This is a genomic window from Candidatus Poriferisodalis sp. (assembly GCF_965204125.1).
Taxonomy (GTDB): Bacteria; Actinomycetota; Acidimicrobiia; order Acidimicrobiales; family Poriferisodalaceae; genus Poriferisodalis.
Genome location: NZ_OZ241968.1, coordinates 3,136,798 through 3,152,124, shown reverse-complemented (window position 1 = coordinate 3,152,124; position 15,327 = coordinate 3,136,798). Strand labels below are relative to the sequence as shown.

At 67.0% G+C, this 15,327-nt stretch carries 14 protein-coding genes; 9 read left to right on the top strand and 5 right to left on the bottom strand.

Annotated elements, in window-relative coordinates:
• Window positions 1-125: 125 nt before the first annotated feature.
• Window positions 126-1,730 carry an acyl-CoA carboxylase subunit beta gene (locus ACOGXD_RS14540; protein ID WP_419915733.1) on the top strand — a complete coding sequence of 535 codons (1,605 nt, stop codon included), beginning with the start codon at window positions 126-128 and terminating at the stop codon, window positions 1,728-1,730.
• Window positions 1,731-1,808: 78 nt separating this feature from the next.
• Window positions 1,809-2,702, top strand: a complete 894-nt coding sequence (locus tag ACOGXD_RS14535) for an LLM class flavin-dependent oxidoreductase (protein WP_419915732.1) — start codon at window positions 1,809-1,811, stop codon at window positions 2,700-2,702.
• Here the strand turns inward: ACOGXD_RS14535 and ACOGXD_RS14530 are convergent.
• A complete protein-coding gene (locus ACOGXD_RS14530) occupies window positions 2,699-3,916 on the bottom strand; it encodes an ABC transporter ATP-binding protein (protein WP_419915731.1) in 1,218 nt (405 codons plus the stop codon). The two genes, ACOGXD_RS14535 and ACOGXD_RS14530, sit on opposite strands and share 4 nt — an antisense overlap.
• A 189-nt stretch (window positions 3,917-4,105) precedes the next feature.
• On the opposite strand from ACOGXD_RS14530, the gene ACOGXD_RS14525 reads away from it, so the two are divergent.
• Both ACOGXD_RS14525 and ACOGXD_RS14520 read left to right on the top strand, forming a co-directional pair.
• Window positions 4,106-4,510: a nuclear transport factor 2 family protein gene (locus tag ACOGXD_RS14525; RefSeq protein ID WP_419915730.1), complete on the top strand. Its 405-nt coding sequence runs from the start codon at window positions 4,106-4,108 to the stop codon at window positions 4,508-4,510.
• A gap of 33 nt (window positions 4,511-4,543) precedes the next feature.
• Window positions 4,544-5,812, top strand: a complete 1,269-nt coding sequence (locus ACOGXD_RS14520) for a PLP-dependent aminotransferase family protein (RefSeq protein ID WP_419915729.1) — start codon at window positions 4,544-4,546, stop codon at window positions 5,810-5,812.
• A gap of 158 nt (window positions 5,813-5,970) precedes the next feature.
• On the opposite strand, the gene ACOGXD_RS14515 is transcribed toward ACOGXD_RS14520, so the two are convergent.
• The 3 genes from ACOGXD_RS14515 to ACOGXD_RS14505 form a co-directional block, all read right to left on the bottom strand.
• A complete protein-coding gene (locus ACOGXD_RS14515) occupies window positions 5,971-7,719 on the bottom strand; it encodes an N-acyl-D-amino-acid deacylase family protein (protein ID WP_419915728.1) in 1,749 nt (582 codons plus the stop codon).
• A gap of 160 nt (window positions 7,720-7,879) precedes the next feature.
• Entirely contained in the window at window positions 7,880-8,659 is a 780-nt protein-coding gene (locus tag ACOGXD_RS14510; RefSeq protein ID WP_419915727.1) for an SDR family NAD(P)-dependent oxidoreductase, read from the bottom strand.
• 6 nt (window positions 8,660-8,665) lie between these two features.
• Window positions 8,666-9,052 (bottom strand): limonene-1,2-epoxide hydrolase family protein, encoded by a 387-nt coding sequence (locus ACOGXD_RS14505; RefSeq protein ID WP_419915726.1) that lies wholly within the window; start codon window positions 9,050-9,052, stop codon window positions 8,666-8,668.
• Between the two features lie 194 nt (window positions 9,053-9,246).
• On the opposite strand from ACOGXD_RS14505, the gene ACOGXD_RS14500 reads away from it, so the two are divergent.
• Both ACOGXD_RS14500 and ACOGXD_RS14495 read left to right on the top strand, forming a co-directional pair.
• On the top strand, window positions 9,247-10,635 hold the full coding sequence (locus tag ACOGXD_RS14500) for a CaiB/BaiF CoA transferase family protein (RefSeq protein WP_419915725.1): 1,389 nt from the start codon (window positions 9,247-9,249) through the stop codon (window positions 10,633-10,635).
• Complete coding sequence (locus tag ACOGXD_RS14495; protein WP_419915724.1) at window positions 10,632-11,858, top strand: CaiB/BaiF CoA transferase family protein; 1,227 nt, start codon at window positions 10,632-10,634, stop codon at window positions 11,856-11,858. Before ACOGXD_RS14500 ends, ACOGXD_RS14495 begins: the two co-directional genes overlap by 4 nt.
• Window positions 11,859-12,178: 320 nt before the next feature.
• On the opposite strand, the gene ACOGXD_RS14490 is transcribed toward ACOGXD_RS14495, so the two are convergent.
• Window positions 12,179-12,928 (bottom strand): recombinase family protein, encoded by a 750-nt coding sequence (locus ACOGXD_RS14490; protein WP_419914472.1) that lies wholly within the window; start codon window positions 12,926-12,928, stop codon window positions 12,179-12,181.
• A gap of 135 nt (window positions 12,929-13,063) precedes the next feature.
• Between ACOGXD_RS14490 and ACOGXD_RS14485 the strand changes: the two genes are divergently transcribed.
• The 3 genes from ACOGXD_RS14485 to ACOGXD_RS14475 all read left to right on the top strand — a co-directional run bounded on the left by ACOGXD_RS14485 (window position 13,064) and on the right by ACOGXD_RS14475 (window position 15,174).
• Window positions 13,064-14,560 (top strand): hypothetical protein, encoded by a 1,497-nt coding sequence (locus tag ACOGXD_RS14485; RefSeq protein ID WP_419915723.1) that lies wholly within the window; start codon window positions 13,064-13,066, stop codon window positions 14,558-14,560.
• 47 nt (window positions 14,561-14,607) lie between these two features.
• Window positions 14,608-14,817 (top strand): hypothetical protein, encoded by a 210-nt coding sequence (locus ACOGXD_RS14480; protein WP_419915722.1) that lies wholly within the window; start codon window positions 14,608-14,610, stop codon window positions 14,815-14,817.
• Between the two features lie 147 nt (window positions 14,818-14,964).
• Window positions 14,965-15,174 carry a hypothetical protein gene (locus ACOGXD_RS14475; RefSeq protein WP_419915721.1) on the top strand — a complete coding sequence of 70 codons (210 nt, stop codon included), beginning with the start codon at window positions 14,965-14,967 and terminating at the stop codon, window positions 15,172-15,174.
• Window positions 15,175-15,327 lie beyond the last annotated feature (153 nt).

The window sequence follows — 15,327 nt, the reverse complement described above, 5'->3', positions numbered from 1 at the left end:
AAGCCTGCGCCTCGCCGCCGAAACTTACTGCGGCCACCGAACCCCGTCATCTGTGCCCATCTAGCCTCCTCTTCGATCTCATATCGCAGCGAGATCACTCGTTGGCGTCGAGCGGGGAGTTCGCAATGCCAGTTGATCCGGATCGGGAGACGTGGAAGCCGGGGATGTCCTGGGAGGACGCGATCGCCGAGATCGCGTACCTCAAGGAGCTCGCGGCCGAGATGGGTGGCCCTGAACGCATCGACCGCCAGCACCAGGGCGGTCGGTACACGGTGCGCGAACGCATTGCCAAGATGGCCGACCCGGGCACGTTCATTGAGATGGGTGGGCTCATGGGCGGCCCCGAGTACGACGACGAGGGCAACATCATCGGGTTCACGCCCGGCGGCTACGTGATGGGCCTCGCCGAGCTCGACGGGCGACCGGTGGCGATCGGCGGCGACGATTTCACGATCTCGGGTGGCAGCCCCCACAACGTCCACAAGATCCCGCACCAGTTCGCCCAGCCGCTGGCCATCACGTACGGCATCCCCTATGTGCAGCTGCGCGAAGGCGTCGGCCACAGCTCACGGTCTGATGAGGAGTCGGGCCAGATGGCGCTGCCGGAGGGCGACATGTGGTGGCAAGGCGTGGAAATGCTGACCAAGGTGCCGGTGGCTGCGGGAATCATGGGTTCGGTCGCGGGCTGGCCCGCCGCTGCGGCGCTCATGTCTCACTTCACGGTGATGGTGAAGGGCCAGTCGCAGATCTTCCCGTCAGGCCCGCCAGTGGTGCAGCGGGCTACCGGTGAGACGCTGTCGAAGGAGGAACTCGGCGGCTACCGGATGCACGTGTACGAGAGCGGCCAGGTGGACAACGTGGCCGAGAGCGAAGAGGACGCGTTCGACCAGATCAGGCAGTTCCTCTCGTACTTGCCCAACACGACCGCGCATGTGGCACCTCGCGTGGACACCGGTGACCCGCCTGATCGCCGGCCCGAGGAGTTACTGAACATCATTCCCACCAACCGGCGAGCCGGCTACGACGCCCGGGCGCTCATCCGCCACGTCGTCGACAACGGCGAGTTCTTCGAGATGCGGCGCCACTACGCCGGAGCGATCATCACCGGGTTCGCCCGGCTCGACGGTTACAGCGTGGGGGTGGTCGGCAGCGATCCGATGCGGCTGGCCGGGGCTATGGACGGCGACGGCGCCGACAAGTACGCGCACTTCGTGGACCTGTGCGACGCGTTCAACCTGCCGATGCTGATCTTCCTGGACATGCCCGGGTTCATGCTGGGCTCTGCTGCTGAGCGCAAGGCCACCATGCGCCGGGGCGTGCGTGCCTTGATTGCATCAGCGGAGGCGAGCGTGCCCAAGGTGGAGTTCAACGTCCGCAAGTCCTACGGCGTGGCCGCCGATGCGCCCAACAGCATCGGCCTGCCGCATGCGCTCAACCTGCGCTTCGGTTGGCCTGCGGGGGAGTGGGGCGGCATCCCTATCGAGGGCGGCGTGGCGGCGGCGTACCGGCGTGAGATCGACGCGGCACCCGATCCAGAGGCGCATCGGGAGATGATCGAGGAGCGGCTGCTGCGGCTCCGCTCGCCGTTCAAGGCCGCGATGCACGGCGATGTCGTCGACCTCATCGATCCACGCGAGACCCGGCGCCTGGCCTGCACCTTCGTGAAGCTGGCCCAGCCGGTCCTCGAAGAGCTGGCCCGCCGCCCCAACAAGCGCGCCGTCCGCCCCTGACCCCACCATCGGGTGAGGCAGGTGCAAAACGCCGGGCTCGCCCAGCGGCGATCGCGAGCGCGTCGTTAGTGTGACGCCGTGACTGGGGAGAATTCGCTCAGGTTCGGGTGGCTGTCGCCGTGCATCGGCAACCGGTGGAGCGATCACCGGCCGATCGTGGCCGACCAGGTGGAGTGGCTGCTGCCCGAGGTGATCGGGCACTTCGACTCGCTGTGGATCGCCGATCACTTCTACGGGTTCGACGCCAAGACTGATCCATTCCTCGAAGCGTGGACAACGATCACCTGGTGTGCGGCTCGCCTGCCCGATGTGCAGCTGTGCCACCACGTGCTCGGGCACGGCTACCGGCCGCCGGCCTTGACAGCCAAGATGGCGGCGACACTGCAGTACCTGTCGGGCAACCGATTCATCCTGGGCATCGGGGCGGGCTGGCGCGGCGACGAGTACGAGGCGTACGGCTACGAATTTCCCTCGCCCAAAGTGCGGTTTGCCCAGCTCGAAGAGGTGGTCACGATCTGCCGGCTGATGTGGACGCGGGATGACCCCAGCTTCGAAGGGCAGCACTATCGCATCGACGGTGCTGCAGCGCCACCGCTGCCTGAAGTTCCGCCGCCGATCTGCATCGGAGCCTCGGGAGAGCAGATCGGCCTGAAGGTTGCCGCCCGCCATGCCGACATCTGGAACACGCCGTGGCGGCGGGATCTCGAAGCGCTACGGCGCAAGTGCGGCATCGTGCTGGACGAGCTCGAGCGTCTCGGACGCGATCCGGCTGGCCTGGAGATGTCCACCACTGTCGAGCGCGCACTGCCCACAACTGACAGCGAGTCTGCCGAGTACGCCGAGTTCCTGGCTTCGCTGGTGAATGTGGGCATCCGCCACTTCGTGCTCGACTTCGGCAACCCCGACAGCGCCGAGCCAGCCCACCGCTTCGCCGAGCAGGTCATCTCCCCGCTGCGTGCGGGTAGCGGCTAAGCGAATGCAACGACGCTGGTGCCGGTGAACTCGACAGCGACCGAGTCGCCGCGACGTACTTCGGGATCGGGTCCGCAGCGCACGCGCAGTTGAGTGCCGTCGAGATTCGCCACGACCATCGAGTCGTGCCCGTAGAACTCCACCAGTTCGACTTCGGCTGTGGCGCCCTGGGCCAAGCTGAGCTGCTCCGGGCGCAGCATCACGTCGACAACTCGGTCTGCGGCGTTGGATGCCGTCCCGTTGCCGCTCTCGCCGGCGGCGTTGCTGAGAGGGAGGCGTCCGAGCGGGGTGTGCGCAAAGCCATCCGAGGCACCGCAGCGCAGCCATGACGCTGTGCCCACGAAGTCGGCCACGAACGGGTCGACAGGTCGGCGGTAGAGGCCATCGGGTGTGTCGACCTGCGCGAGACGGCCCTCGCAGAGCACGCCCACGCGGTCGCCGACCACAAAGGCCTCGTCCTGGTCGTGGGTCACGAAGACGGCCGTGATGCCCAGTTCGATGAGCAGCCGCCGGACCTCGCTGCGAACGTCCTCGCGCAGCGATGAGTCGAGATTGGAGAAGGGCTCGTCCAGCAAGAGCACACCAGGGCGGGGCGCCAGCGCTCGCGCCAGCGCGACACGCTGCTGCTGCCCGCCCGACAGCGTGGAGGGCATGCGTTCGGCAAACCCGGACAGACCCACTAGGTCGAGTGCTTCGGCGATACGGCCCGGCGTTCGTGTCGACCGTTCGAGCCCGTAGCCGACATTCCGGCCCACGGTGAGATGCGGGAACAGCGCCCAGTCCTGGAACACCATCCCGACACGGCGCGACTCGGGAGCCACCCAGGAACCGCCTCGCCCCGGCGGTCCCGAGACGAACCTCTCGCCGAGCTGAATAGTGCCAGCCAGGGGACGTTCGAGGCCTGCGATCAGGCGCAGCAACGTGGTCTTGCCGCAACCGCTGGGGCCGAGCAGCGCGACCGACTCGCCGGGCTCGACACGCAGCGACAGGTCGTATACCGAATAGCTGCCCTGGGCGATTGCGTCGGCGGGATCGAGGCCTTTGGGGGAACTGACTCCGTGGGCCTGGCTGTACGAGTGGGTGACGCCATCGAGGATGATCGAGCGTGCCCCCGGCCAGTGTCGACCTCGGCCGTTCCGGGCCAAGTCATCCGGCGCCGCCGGGTCGGCGTCTCGCCGGTCTCGCTTTGACCGAAATGCCCGGACCGTGCGCACCAATCGAAGTATAAGCAGGGGACTCGGCACGTATCCAGATGGCCGAATGCTGAATAGTGACGGTGCCTGCTGCAGTTCAGTAGGCATAGCTAACGCCCAGAACGAGCCGACACCCCGAGGGCCAGAGCTGCGCGAACCGCGCCGCAGTAAGTTGACGCCAACAGGCCGGCAGAGCACTGGGGGAGAGCTGTGGCACTGACAAATGACGACCGAGTCGAGATACGGGACCTCATCTCTCGTTACAACAAGGCGATCGACACCGGCGATGCCGACGGGTACGCCGATACGTTCGCTCCCGACGGGCAGTTCATCGGGATCGTCGGCACCTTCAACGGCCGGGACGAGCTGCGGGCGTTCGCCGCCGCGTACTCGACCGAAGAGCAGTACGCGGAATTCGCCTCGGCACAGCACTGGGTAACCAACGTGGTGGCCGACGGCGACGGATCCGAGGCCACTGTGTTCAGCCACCTGCAGATGGTCAAGCCGCTGGCTGACGGCGGCAGGATCCTGCTGGTCGGGCACTACGACGACATCGTCCGCAAGGTCGACGGGCGATGGCTGTTCGCCCAGCGAATCGTGGTCTCGGACGCCTAGCCGAGCCCGCCGAGCATCACCGGAGAGAGCATCGTGCCGCAGACCGGCCCACCGCACGGCAACGCGCCAGCGAGCGCGTTCGACATGGCAGCCAAGATGGCCGAGGGCCTGCCTCAGCCGGCGGGGGCGTGGACGCCCATCCCGCGCTTCAGCTTCGTCGGCGGGAACAACGACTCGCCGAGCGTGCCGGTGGGCGGCCTGACCGAGGCGGCGATGGCAGTTCTCACCAAGCACGGCTCCGAGCTCGCTACGTACAACCTCGGCGGCAATCCGCAGGGCTTCGACGGGTTGCGTGAGTTCATCGCCGGATCGCTGGCAGCGAATGCACACATGCCGACGAGCAGCGAGCAGGTGCTCGTGGTGTCCGGTTCGTTGCAGGCGCTCGACCTCGTCAATGCGGCGTTCCTGCGCCCGGGCGATGTCGTGGTTGCCGAAGAGGCGACGTACGGGGGGATGATCTCGAAGGTCGCCCGGCGAGGATCCAGATGCGTCGGCGTCGAGCTCGACGACGACGGGATCGTTCCGGAACGGCTTGCCGGCCTGCTCGACGAGCTGGCTGCGGCCGGCACGCCGCCCCGTTTCATCTACACCATCCCGACGGTGCAGAACCCCACCGGATCGGTGATGCCGGTCGAGCGCCGGCGGGAGATCCTGGCCATCGCCCGGCACTTCGGCGTGCCGATATTCGAGGACGAGTGCTATTCCGATCTCCAGTGGACTGGCGAGCGTCCACCGACGCTGCGTGCACTGGACTGTGCCGAATCCGGCGGACAGAGCGCAGTGATCTACTGCGGCTCGTTCTCCAAGTCGATCGCGCCTGCGCTCCGCGTCGGCTACATCGTGGGCGACGTGCCCATCGTGCGCCAGCTCATGGCCCTCAAGGACGATGCCGGCACCGGTGCAATCGAACAGCTCGTGCTCGCCGAGTACGCAGCAGCCCACTTTGACGACCACGTAGCCCAGCTGCGGGAAACGCTGCGAGAGAAATGTGCGGTGATGCGCCACGCCGTGAACACCCACATGGGTGCGCTGTCACAAGTGGCGATCAAGCTCGGCGGACCGGTGCAGGTGACCGACCCCAAGGGCGGCATCTTCGTATGGCTCACATTCCCAGCCGGCACCGACACGTCGAGCTATCTGGCGCCAGCGGCCAAGCGAGGCATCCAGTTCAACGAAGGCGCAGCCTGGTCAGTAGAACCCGCTTGGGGCGCACGCCGTATGCGCCTCTGCTTCGGCAGCCTCTCCCAAGACGACATCCAAGAAGGCGTCGCCGCCCTCGCCCAAGTCATCGCCACGACTTAGTCGCGCACTACCACTGCGCCAAGGTAGGCGGGGTGGGTGGCACCGAACGGGGCCCCCGCAGCCCGCAGCTTGCGAGGACTGCGGGGCGCGCGGGCGCTTGCGCCCGTGCAGGGAACACAGTGGTGACAGGACCCGCCCCGCCGGGCGGCACAGAAGCTCTAACCGCGGCCGTGGCGCAGGAGCTTGCCCGGTGTGGCGCCCGTGCACTCCCCGTCTTGGAACGTTTCGACACCGTTCACCAGGATGTGCCGGTAGCCATGCGCACGCTGCACGCGGCGCCACTCGCCGCCGGGCAGGTCGTAGACGGCCTCGCCGATCCATTCGGGATCGATGGCCAGCTCGTCCATGTCATAGACGAGCACGTCGGCTGGGGCGCCCTCCTTCAGTACACCGCGATCCTGGAATCCGGCCGCATGAGCTGCAAGCGCCGACATCCGGTAGTGCGCCTCCTCGACCGTCAGCCGCTGCTCGTCACGCACGATCCACGCCAAGAAGTCCGTCGTCCATGCACCGCCGGTGAAGAACTTGGTGTGCGCACCGCCGTCGGACACGCCAGGGATCGTGTACGGCGAGTCGGTGTACACCGCCGACATGTGGTCCACGTTGAACTCGGGACCCTCGCCCAGGAACTCCGTCTTCAGATCGGTCTCGAGCGACAGGTCCAACATCACGTCGATGTAGTGCTTGCCTTCCATCTCGGCGATCTCGCCCAGCGACTTGCCCACGTACTTCTGCAGGTCTTGACGTCGCGCCACGCCCTGCACGACCAGCTTGCGGGGTGGTCCGCCGACCGCGCCCTGCGTGTTCGCGAACAGCGTCGCCGCCTCGTCGGTCTCGGCACGCAGCCGATCCCGCACGGCAGGGTCTTTCATCTTGCGGATCTTGTCCTCGAGTGAGCCCGTGGTTGCTTCGCGCCACGCCGGGCTCGAGTCGTACAGGTTCCACTCGTCGAGCGAGAAGGCGAAGCCCGTGCGGATGGAGGCGCCCTGGCCGAAGATGCGCAGCCCGTCGTTGTGGGCCTGTTCGAGCCATTCGAGCCGTTCCTCGTGCACCCGCGGGTTGCGCTGGCTCACCGGCACCACGTTGTCGATGATCGGTCGGCCGCTGACCTCGGCCAGCCGCCGCTTGAAGTCGAGATCCTCCGGATTGTTGACGTCGGGGCTCGTGGCCTGCGTGAGCTGGATGAAGCCCTCGTCACGCTCACGCAGCACTTCGGCCAGCACGAAGATGTCGTCGTCGATCATGGTGTCGGTGACCATCGGCGAGCCGTCGAAGTCGGCCTGAGTGGAGTTGGGTCCGAGACGCTGGATGGAAAAGCCGCATAGGCCGGCGTCCATGCCCTCGTGCAGCAGGCGCTGCATCTCCTTGCGCTCCGCATTGTTGGCCGGACGGGTCTTTGCCGCTTCGAGGCCCATCACGTAGATCATCAGCGACGCCGTCGGCATGTACTGCAGGACGTTGACGCCCTTCGGCGTGCGGTCCAGCGAGTCGAGATACTCCGGGATGGTCTCCCAGTCCCACTTCGGCAGCATGCCCTCCTGCATCGCCGCCAGCGGGATCGCCTCGGTGCGCACCATCGTGAGCATCGACCGCTCGCGGAAGTCGGGCTTGCAGGGAGCGAACCCGAAACCACAGTTGCCCAGCACCACCGAGGTCACCCCGTGCCAGCTCGAGATGGAGCAGTAGGGATCCCAACGGATCTGCGCGTCGTAGTGGGTGTGCAGATCGATGGTGCCCGGGGCCACGATGCAGCCACCGGCATCGATGACTTCCTTGGAAGGCTTGTCGGGACGGCCGCCGATCTGGGCGATCCGCCCGTCGGAGATCCACAGGTCGCCGCGGAAGCTCGGCACGCGTGTCCCGTCCACGATCGTGCCGTCCTTGATGTGAATGTCGTATTCCTCCACGATGTCCCCCTCGTGACTCAGCGCCCAGCTCGCTGTGGCACCGAATGCGGCATCGCTGTGGGACAGCGCAGTCGCTCGGATGGCGCGAGCCGGAATCCCCGCGCCAAAAAACCTAACACAGCTTCGTAAATCGATGACGCACGGCGAATTGCACGAGGCGTCAGAAGATGCTGAAACCGCCGTCGATCTTGATGACGTCGCCGGTGTGCCAGCGGGCTGCGTCGCTCATGAGATATACCGCGATGGCACCGAAGTCGTCTGGCACGCCCCATCGGCGCATGGGTATGCGGGGCATCACGTTGTCGACGAACTTGTCCCAGGTGAACAGCCGCTCGGTCATGGCGGTGTCGATCCAGCCCGGAATGACGGCGTTGGCGTTGATCTTGTAGCGGGCCATCTCGACCGACAGGCCCATCATCATCGCCAGCATGGCGCCCTTGGTGGCTGCATAGGCCTGGCCCCGGGCAGCGCCCTGGATCGCTGTGCCGCTCGAGGTGAGCACCAACGAGCCGCCTTCGCCTTGGGCGATCATCTGGCGGGTGGCGGCGCGCAGCGTGAAGAACACGCCGTGCAGGTTCACGTCGATGACGCTGAACCAGTCCTCGTTGGAGTGCTCGTGGAAGCCCTTCTGGTTCTGCGTGCCGATGCCGGCGTTCGGGAAGCAGGCATCGACCCGTCCGTAGCGCTCGACCACTGCCGCCATGGCCTCTTCCACCTGCTCCTCGTCGGAGACATCGCAGCGAAGGGCACTGGCGGACGGGTTGATCTCGCGCAGCTCGGCCTCGGCCGCCGCGTTCTTGTCGGGATTCGTGCCCCAGATGCTGACGTCGGCACCCGCAGCAGCGACACCGCGGGCGTAGCCCAGCCCGATGCCGCCGTTGCCGCCGGTGATGACAGCGACTTTGCCAGTGAGGTCGAATCCCTCGTACTGGTAGGCCACGCGGTTTCAGCCCTTGATCTGGCGCATGAACATGCCGTTGTCGAAGTAGTCCCGCCAGAAGGTGATCAGGCCGTCGTTGACTTCGAAGATCCCCATCACCGGCAGCTCGATCAGCCGGCCGGAGCCGGTGTGGAAGCGGTCGACCCGCTCGTTCATCACGGTGTTGCCGGTGGCCGTCTGGCGGACGACCTCGAACTCCACGGGCCCGTCGCCCTTCGTCAGGCCGCTCAGGAACTCCTTCATGGCGTCGGGGCCAGTCATATCGCCCACCGGCACGTTGTCGTAATAGACGTCGTCGGAGACGTGGGCGGCCGCCCCGTCGAGGTCCTTCGCTTCGATGCAGGCGATGAACTTTCCGACGACCTCGGTCGGTGAATCGGCGGAATCAGTCATGTCGGGGCAACCCTCCGGCTTGGCCTGGCGGCAAGCGTTTCCCGCCGCCGGGATCTTGTCCTAGCACGCGCCGCCGGCCGGTGCCGCGGCTGCTGTCGCTAGCGATACTGAGCCCAGTCAGCTGGCACAAGTCCCGCAAGCGGCCGGGAGTAAGGTCACCGGGCTATGGGATCGGAGCACATGAGGTGTCATCGATGACGGCGAGCGCTGACCGCAGACCGCTTGCAGGGATCCGGGTCTTCGAGATCAGCATTGCGGTGGCAGCGCCGTGCTGCGGCAAGGCCATGGCTCATCACGGGGCCGAGGTGTTCAAGGTGGAGGCCCACAGCTATCCCGACGTGGCGCGAGCGTTCGGCTCCGCATGGGCTCGCGATCCCGATTTGGCGGATGTCTTCTGCGACACAGGTCCCTACGTGCCCGAGATGTCGGCCGGCAAGCGCTCGGTTGGCCTCGAGCTGAAACAGCCCCAGGCGCTTGAGGCTGCGAAACGCCTGCTGGCCACGTGCGACGTGTTCCTGACGAACTTCGCGGCGCCGGGCATCGCCGAGCTCGGACTCGACTACGAATCCGTCAAGCAGGTGTGCCCCGACATCATCTATGCAGGCATGACCGGGTTCGGCGTCGACCCCGACAAGCCGTACTACCCGTTCCGGGCCTTCGGTCCGAATCAGGCACCGCTCGTGGGATGGGACGCGCTCACTGGCTTCCCGCACGAGGAACCCGCCGGCATTCCCTCCATCGCCCCGCCGGACTACATGGGCGGGCTGCACACCATGCTGGCGATCGTCACGGCCTTGCACGAGCGGGACAGCACAGGTGAGGGCCGGTTCATCGACATCAGCCAGCTCGAGACCACCGTGTCGTTCCTGGGGCCATACCTGGTCGGCCAGGACCTCGGCGTGCCCGAGCCGTTTCGCAATGGCAACCGGGTCGCGTGGGCGGCACCTGCGGGGATCTACCCATGCGCGGGCAACGATCGCTGGATCGCCGTCGAGGTGCCCGACGACGAGGCGTGGCAGGCGCTGGCGGGTTTGGCCGAATGGTCTGATGTGCCTGCGCACGACGCCGTCGACCAGGCTGCGTTGTCCACCTACCCGCACGCCACGCTGGCCGATCGCATCGCCAACCACGATGCGATCGATGCCGAACTGTCGGCCTGGACCAGCCGCCGCAGCCCCCAGCAAGCGGCTGCGGAGCTGCAAGCGCTGGGCATTGCGGCGTACGAGGTGCTGAACCACACGGGCGTGCTGGCCGATCCCCAGGTGCACGACCGACGTCCGTACTCGATCGCCCCGAGTCCACGACTGGGTCGCGACCTGTTCGTTCGCAACCCGGTGCGCATGAGCGAGTCGCCCCCATACGTGACCCGCGCCGGCCCCAACATGGGTGGCGACACCGTCGACGTCCTCACCGAGATCGGCTATGCGCACGACGACGTGGAGCAGATGGTCGCGGACGGGACGGCGTTCGTCGATGCCCGACCCGAAGTCGTGCTGGAGCGGCCGTTCGACCGCTGGTACGAATCGGTCGGGATAGCGGAGTTCTACGACGCCGAGGGCAACGTCACGGGCGGCGTTCAATGAGCCTTGCACAGCAAGGCCACGGGCCATGGAGCGGCGTGCGGGTGCTCGATCTGACCGGCCTGTCGGGCGCGTACGGCACCCGCGTCTGGGCAGCGCTCGGCGCCGACGTGATCTGCGTGGAACCCCCTGGGGGAAGTCCCATCCGCAACATGCCGCCGCTGGCGCCGGGTCACGAAGGCCCCGAGGCCAGCCTGTGGTGGGCGTACTACGCGGCGTCGAAACGCAGCGTGGTGCTGGACCCGACCGATCTGAACGACATTGACGCACTCGTGCAGCTCATTGCCAGCGCAGACGTGGTGCTCGACGACGCGATGCCCGCTGCACAAGAGGGCTACCCATGGCTGGCGGACGTCGGCGAGGCAGGGCTCGGTGTCTCCGGCATCGTCGAGCGGTACCCGCACCTGACGTGGGTCTCGATCACGCCGTTCGGGATGACAGGGCCGCGACGTCACTGGCGCTCGTCGAACCTCGTCGCCTGGGCATCGTGCGGCTTGGCGTCCACCGTGGGCTTCCCGCATGGCCCCCCGCTGGCGCCAGCCGGCGAGATCGGCGTGCTGATGCACGGAGCTTCGCTGCATGCGGTGATCGGCTCGATGATGTCGGTGCGCGCACGCAACTTGGCGGCAGCGGCTGGTGAACCGGCGCTCGGCCAGACCATCGACCTGTCGCTGCAGGAAGTCGGATTGTGGCTGTCGCCCGAGACCGGTGTGCCGCTGTACCTCGACGATCAGGTGCCGCGGCCCCGGGCGGGCAACCGCCGCCCGGTGACGAGCCCGATGGGCATGTACCCCGCGTCCGACGGCTACGTGGCGATCATCGCCATCCAGCCGGCTCACTGGAACGCGGTAGCGCAGTGGGTGCACGAGCTGACCGGCAACGAGGGCATCCTCGACGAGATCTTCATCGACATCGTGGTGCGCCGTGAGGCGCTGGAAGCCGTGGATGCGTGGGTCGAGGAGCTGACCAGCCGCTTCACCAAGCAGGAGCTGTTCGTGGAGGGCCAGCGACGGCGCATCCCGATCACCCCGGTCAACACTGTCGGTGATCTGCGTCACGACCCGCATCTCGAAGCGGTGGGCTGGTGGCGGCCCGAGGAGCACCCGGTGCTCGGCACCTACACCGTGCCAGGTTCGCCGTTCAGCACCGACGGCGATTGGTGGGCGTGGCAGCGCGCACCGATGCTGGGCGAGCACACCGACGAGGTGCTCGCGACCCTCGCATAGCGATCCGCCCCGCCTAACAGTGTAGGTCGGACGCCGTACCGATTTCGCCGCGAGCGAGGCTGTCATCCGGGGCTGATTCCGACGGTCGAGCGCTGTCCTGCGGCATTGCCGACGTTCTTGGGATGCCCGGACCGCAGTGATGTGGTGCTATTCCGTCGATTTTCGTTGTTCTTCGGGCGTCATTTCCGGGGTGCAAACCTCGGCCCCGGACCCGCGCGGCGGCCTGAACCTGCTGGTCAGAGGGTGTTTTGGGGTGTGCCTTAATCGTTCGTATTGTGCACAGGCTTGATGTGCTGTGTCAAGCGGGGCGGTGATGGTGTCTACGCGGCGTGCCGCTTTGGCGGGTCGCCGTCGTTGTCTGATCGCGTGAAGGCCTGTTGGTGTGCTTGGGCGGCGGTGTCGTGGTCGATGGTGCGCAGCAGGGATCTTGCCGATGAGCGACTCCAGGCGGTGCTGCCGGTGGGGGTGGCGATGCCGGCGTCGGTGAGCGCTGCTGCGATCTGGGCGAGGCTGTGGCCGGCTGAGCGCAGGCGGGATGCGAGCTTTTTGGCGGTGTCGCTGTGGCGGCTGGGTCGTCCGAAGCGGGTGCCGCGCTGTCGGGCGATCTCGAGTGCTTCGCTGGTGCGGACGCGTGCCATGTCGGATTCGAATTCGGCGACGAGGGCGCGGAACCCTATGCACATGCGGCCTTCGGGGCCGCTGAGGCCCGCGGGGAAGTCGAGCACGGCGAGGGTCCAGCCCTCGGCCTGGGAGCGTTCGTAGAGGCGCAGCAGCTCGATCGTGGAACGCGCGAGGCGGTCCGAGCGGGCTACGGCGAGTACCTGGACGTGGCCGTCGCGGAGTTGCTCGAGTGCTGCTTGCAGCAGCGGCCGCTGCTGGGTGGGGGTCGTGCCTGACACGGCGCCGTCGGTGATGCGCTCCACGATCTGCCAGCCCTGAGCAGCTGCGGCCCGTTCCACGGCGCGGTGCTGCGCGTCGGTGCTCAGGCCCGACGCGGCCTGAGACCCCGTAGATACCCGCGCATACGAGATTGCCTTCAATTCGTCAAGTTCATATGTGTGTTCATCCATTCGGGGACTGTGCCTGAAGTGAACGATTCGCGCGCAGGCCGGCCCGTCGGGCGGCATCAGTTGCATGGGTCCCCTTCCGGGACCGGCGTGCGCGCGGATCACCCACACGCCAACCCGTCCGGAAGGAACCCGCCAATGCCCAAACGCCTAGGAGCTGCGCTCGCCGCGCTGCTCACGTTCGCTGCCGTGCTCGCGGTAGTGCCGCTCGTCAGCGCCGAACCCGCCGACGCGCACACCAAGACCATCCAGCGCTGCTCCTATGATCCCTTCGCGGGCCGCCAGTGCTGGAACGAGTCCGTAGCCCACACACATCCCAAGCCCAAGCCCAAGACATCGACCAACTACTCACCCCCGCCCGACACCACGCCGCGCACCACCACCACGACCACCGCGCCGCCGCCCACGACGGCGCCGCCGCCCAAGACGTGCCCGTCGGGCACGACCGGCACCCCGCCGAACTGTCTGCCGGTCCCGTCTGACAACTCCCGCACTACTCCGAAAACGTGCCCGGACGGCACGACCGGCACCCCGCCGAACTGTCAGCCGATCCCCTCCGACAACTCCAACCGTGATGCGAACACGTGCCCGTCGGGCACGACCGGCACCCCGCCGAACTGTCAGCCGGTGCCCTCCGACAACTCCAACCGCGACGGCACGGAAGCCGGCGACGAGACCGCCAGCGACGAGACCGCCAGCGACGAGACCGCCAGCGACGAGACCGCCAGCGACGAGACCGAAGGCGACGGCGCAACATCGACCGCGGCAACGGACCCATGCAAAGCATGGGCCGAGCGCACCCGCAACCTGCTTCACACGCCCGGCCCCAGCGGCTCGCCCGCAGTCACCCCCGCACCGGCAACGTGCGGCACGACAACCCGCGAGATGCTCACAAAACTCGGGTTCACGGAGGCCAATGCGCTGCGCGTAATCGAGTGGCTGAGGAAGCTGGAGGAAGCCCCCGATCAGCTCGATCAGCAGGTACAAGATGCAACCGAGAAAGTCGGTGACGGGCTAGGTAAAGCCCTCAAGCACACGGACGCCGCGGTGCGCGAAGCCGCCCGCAAGGCCATGGAGGCGGGCCTGAAAGCGCGGGACGCCGATAGAGATTTCAAGAGAATGACCTACAACCAACTGCTCAACGCATGGGACGCTCTCCCGTTGGAAGCGCAGACGTTCGTCGCTGGCGTCGCTTGTGGCGCGCTCGGAATCGGCGCGGGAACGCTTGCCACTCCGACCGGCCCAGGAGCGGCAGTCGTCGGCGTCTTGGTGTCCGCGTCTTGCGGCACGGTTGTGGTCGCCTTGGATAGCCGACTGCCGAGGAACGTCAGCGGCGACGACAGCAGCGACAGCGGCAGCAGCGACAGCGACAGCGGCGGCAGCAGCGGCAGCAGCGACAGCGGCAGCAGCGACAGCGGCAGCAGCGACAGCGGCAGCAGCGACAGCAGCAGCGGCTCGGCGCAGCAGCCGAACACGCCCAAGCCGGACCCGACGCCCGAGTCTGGCTACATATCGCCGGGTGACCTAGCGCGGTATAACGCAGAGCATAACGCCGGCCGCCTCACCGACGAGCAAATGGAAGCCATAAAGGCTCGCTTCCGCTGTCAACTCGGCATAACTAGCTACTGCAAATGAGCGCGAGGAATAGACAAGCCATGAGCGCAGCCAACTACCCTGACACCATGACCGCCGCACAGCACCCCAAACGGCGCGGACCCAGATTCTGGATCACGTTGTGTATTGCCTCGGGCGCTGCGAGCTTCGGCGGGATCTACGGGGCCAGAGCGGTGTACCGGACCGGCAGTCTTGTGCTGGAGACGGCGACGGTGATGGCCGCAGCGACGGCCGCAGTGATGGCCATCTGCATCGTTGCGTACAAGCGGTGTGCGTAGAGCGTCAGCACCGCACCCCTACAAACTGACAACGCGCAAGAGCGCCCTAGCCACGTTCGGCTAGGGCGCTCGCGTGTTCGTTGCTGTGATGGTGCCTCCCGGTTGTGATTGCCGGGGGGCACCGTGCGGCTGAGTAAGGAGCCTGGAATGATGTTGCGGCGTCCGTCGTGGTTGGTGCTGGCGCGTGACCGGCAAGAGACAGCGGTGGGGCTTGCGAATCTCGCTGTGATGGTCGGCGGCGGGGTGCTGTTGGCGTTCGTGGTGGGCTGGTGGGCGCTGGCTGTGGTCGGCGTGTGGTGGTGGGTGTCGCTGGTGCTCATCACCTGGTGGCGGGTGCGGCGCTCGCGGCGGCGCTGACGTTGGGCTAGCGCTGTGGTGTGTCGCGGCTTGGGGGTGGTGATGGCACCGGCTAGCCGCAGCGCCCCGGCGGGTACCGGCGGGGGGGTCTTGCGTTCACACACTCGCCGGGCCGATGCGGCCCGATGGTGCCCCGTGGTACTGGGTGGGCTG

Excerpts from the sequence above, each read along its gene's own strand:
- ACOGXD_RS14540 (WP_419915733.1), top strand. The coding sequence starts at position 126 with ATGCCAGTTGATCCGGATCGGGAGACGTGGAAGCCGGGGATGTCCTGG.
- ACOGXD_RS14505 (WP_419915726.1), bottom strand. The coding sequence starts at position 9,052 with ATGACTGATTCCGCCGATTCACCGACCGAGGTCGTCGGAAAGTTCATC.
- ACOGXD_RS14500 (WP_419915725.1), top strand. The coding sequence starts at position 9,247 with ATGACGGCGAGCGCTGACCGCAGACCGCTTGCAGGGATCCGGGTCTTC.
- ACOGXD_RS14495 (WP_419915724.1), top strand. The coding sequence starts at position 10,632 with ATGAGCCTTGCACAGCAAGGCCACGGGCCATGGAGCGGCGTGCGGGTG.
- ACOGXD_RS14490 (WP_419914472.1), bottom strand. The coding sequence starts at position 12,928 with ATGGATGAACACACATATGAACTTGACGAATTGAAGGCAATCTCGTAT.
- ACOGXD_RS14485 (WP_419915723.1), top strand. The coding sequence starts at position 13,064 with ATGCCCAAACGCCTAGGAGCTGCGCTCGCCGCGCTGCTCACGTTCGCT.
- ACOGXD_RS14480 (WP_419915722.1), top strand. The coding sequence starts at position 14,608 with ATGACCGCCGCACAGCACCCCAAACGGCGCGGACCCAGATTCTGGATC.
- ACOGXD_RS14475 (WP_419915721.1), top strand. The coding sequence starts at position 14,965 with ATGATGTTGCGGCGTCCGTCGTGGTTGGTGCTGGCGCGTGACCGGCAA.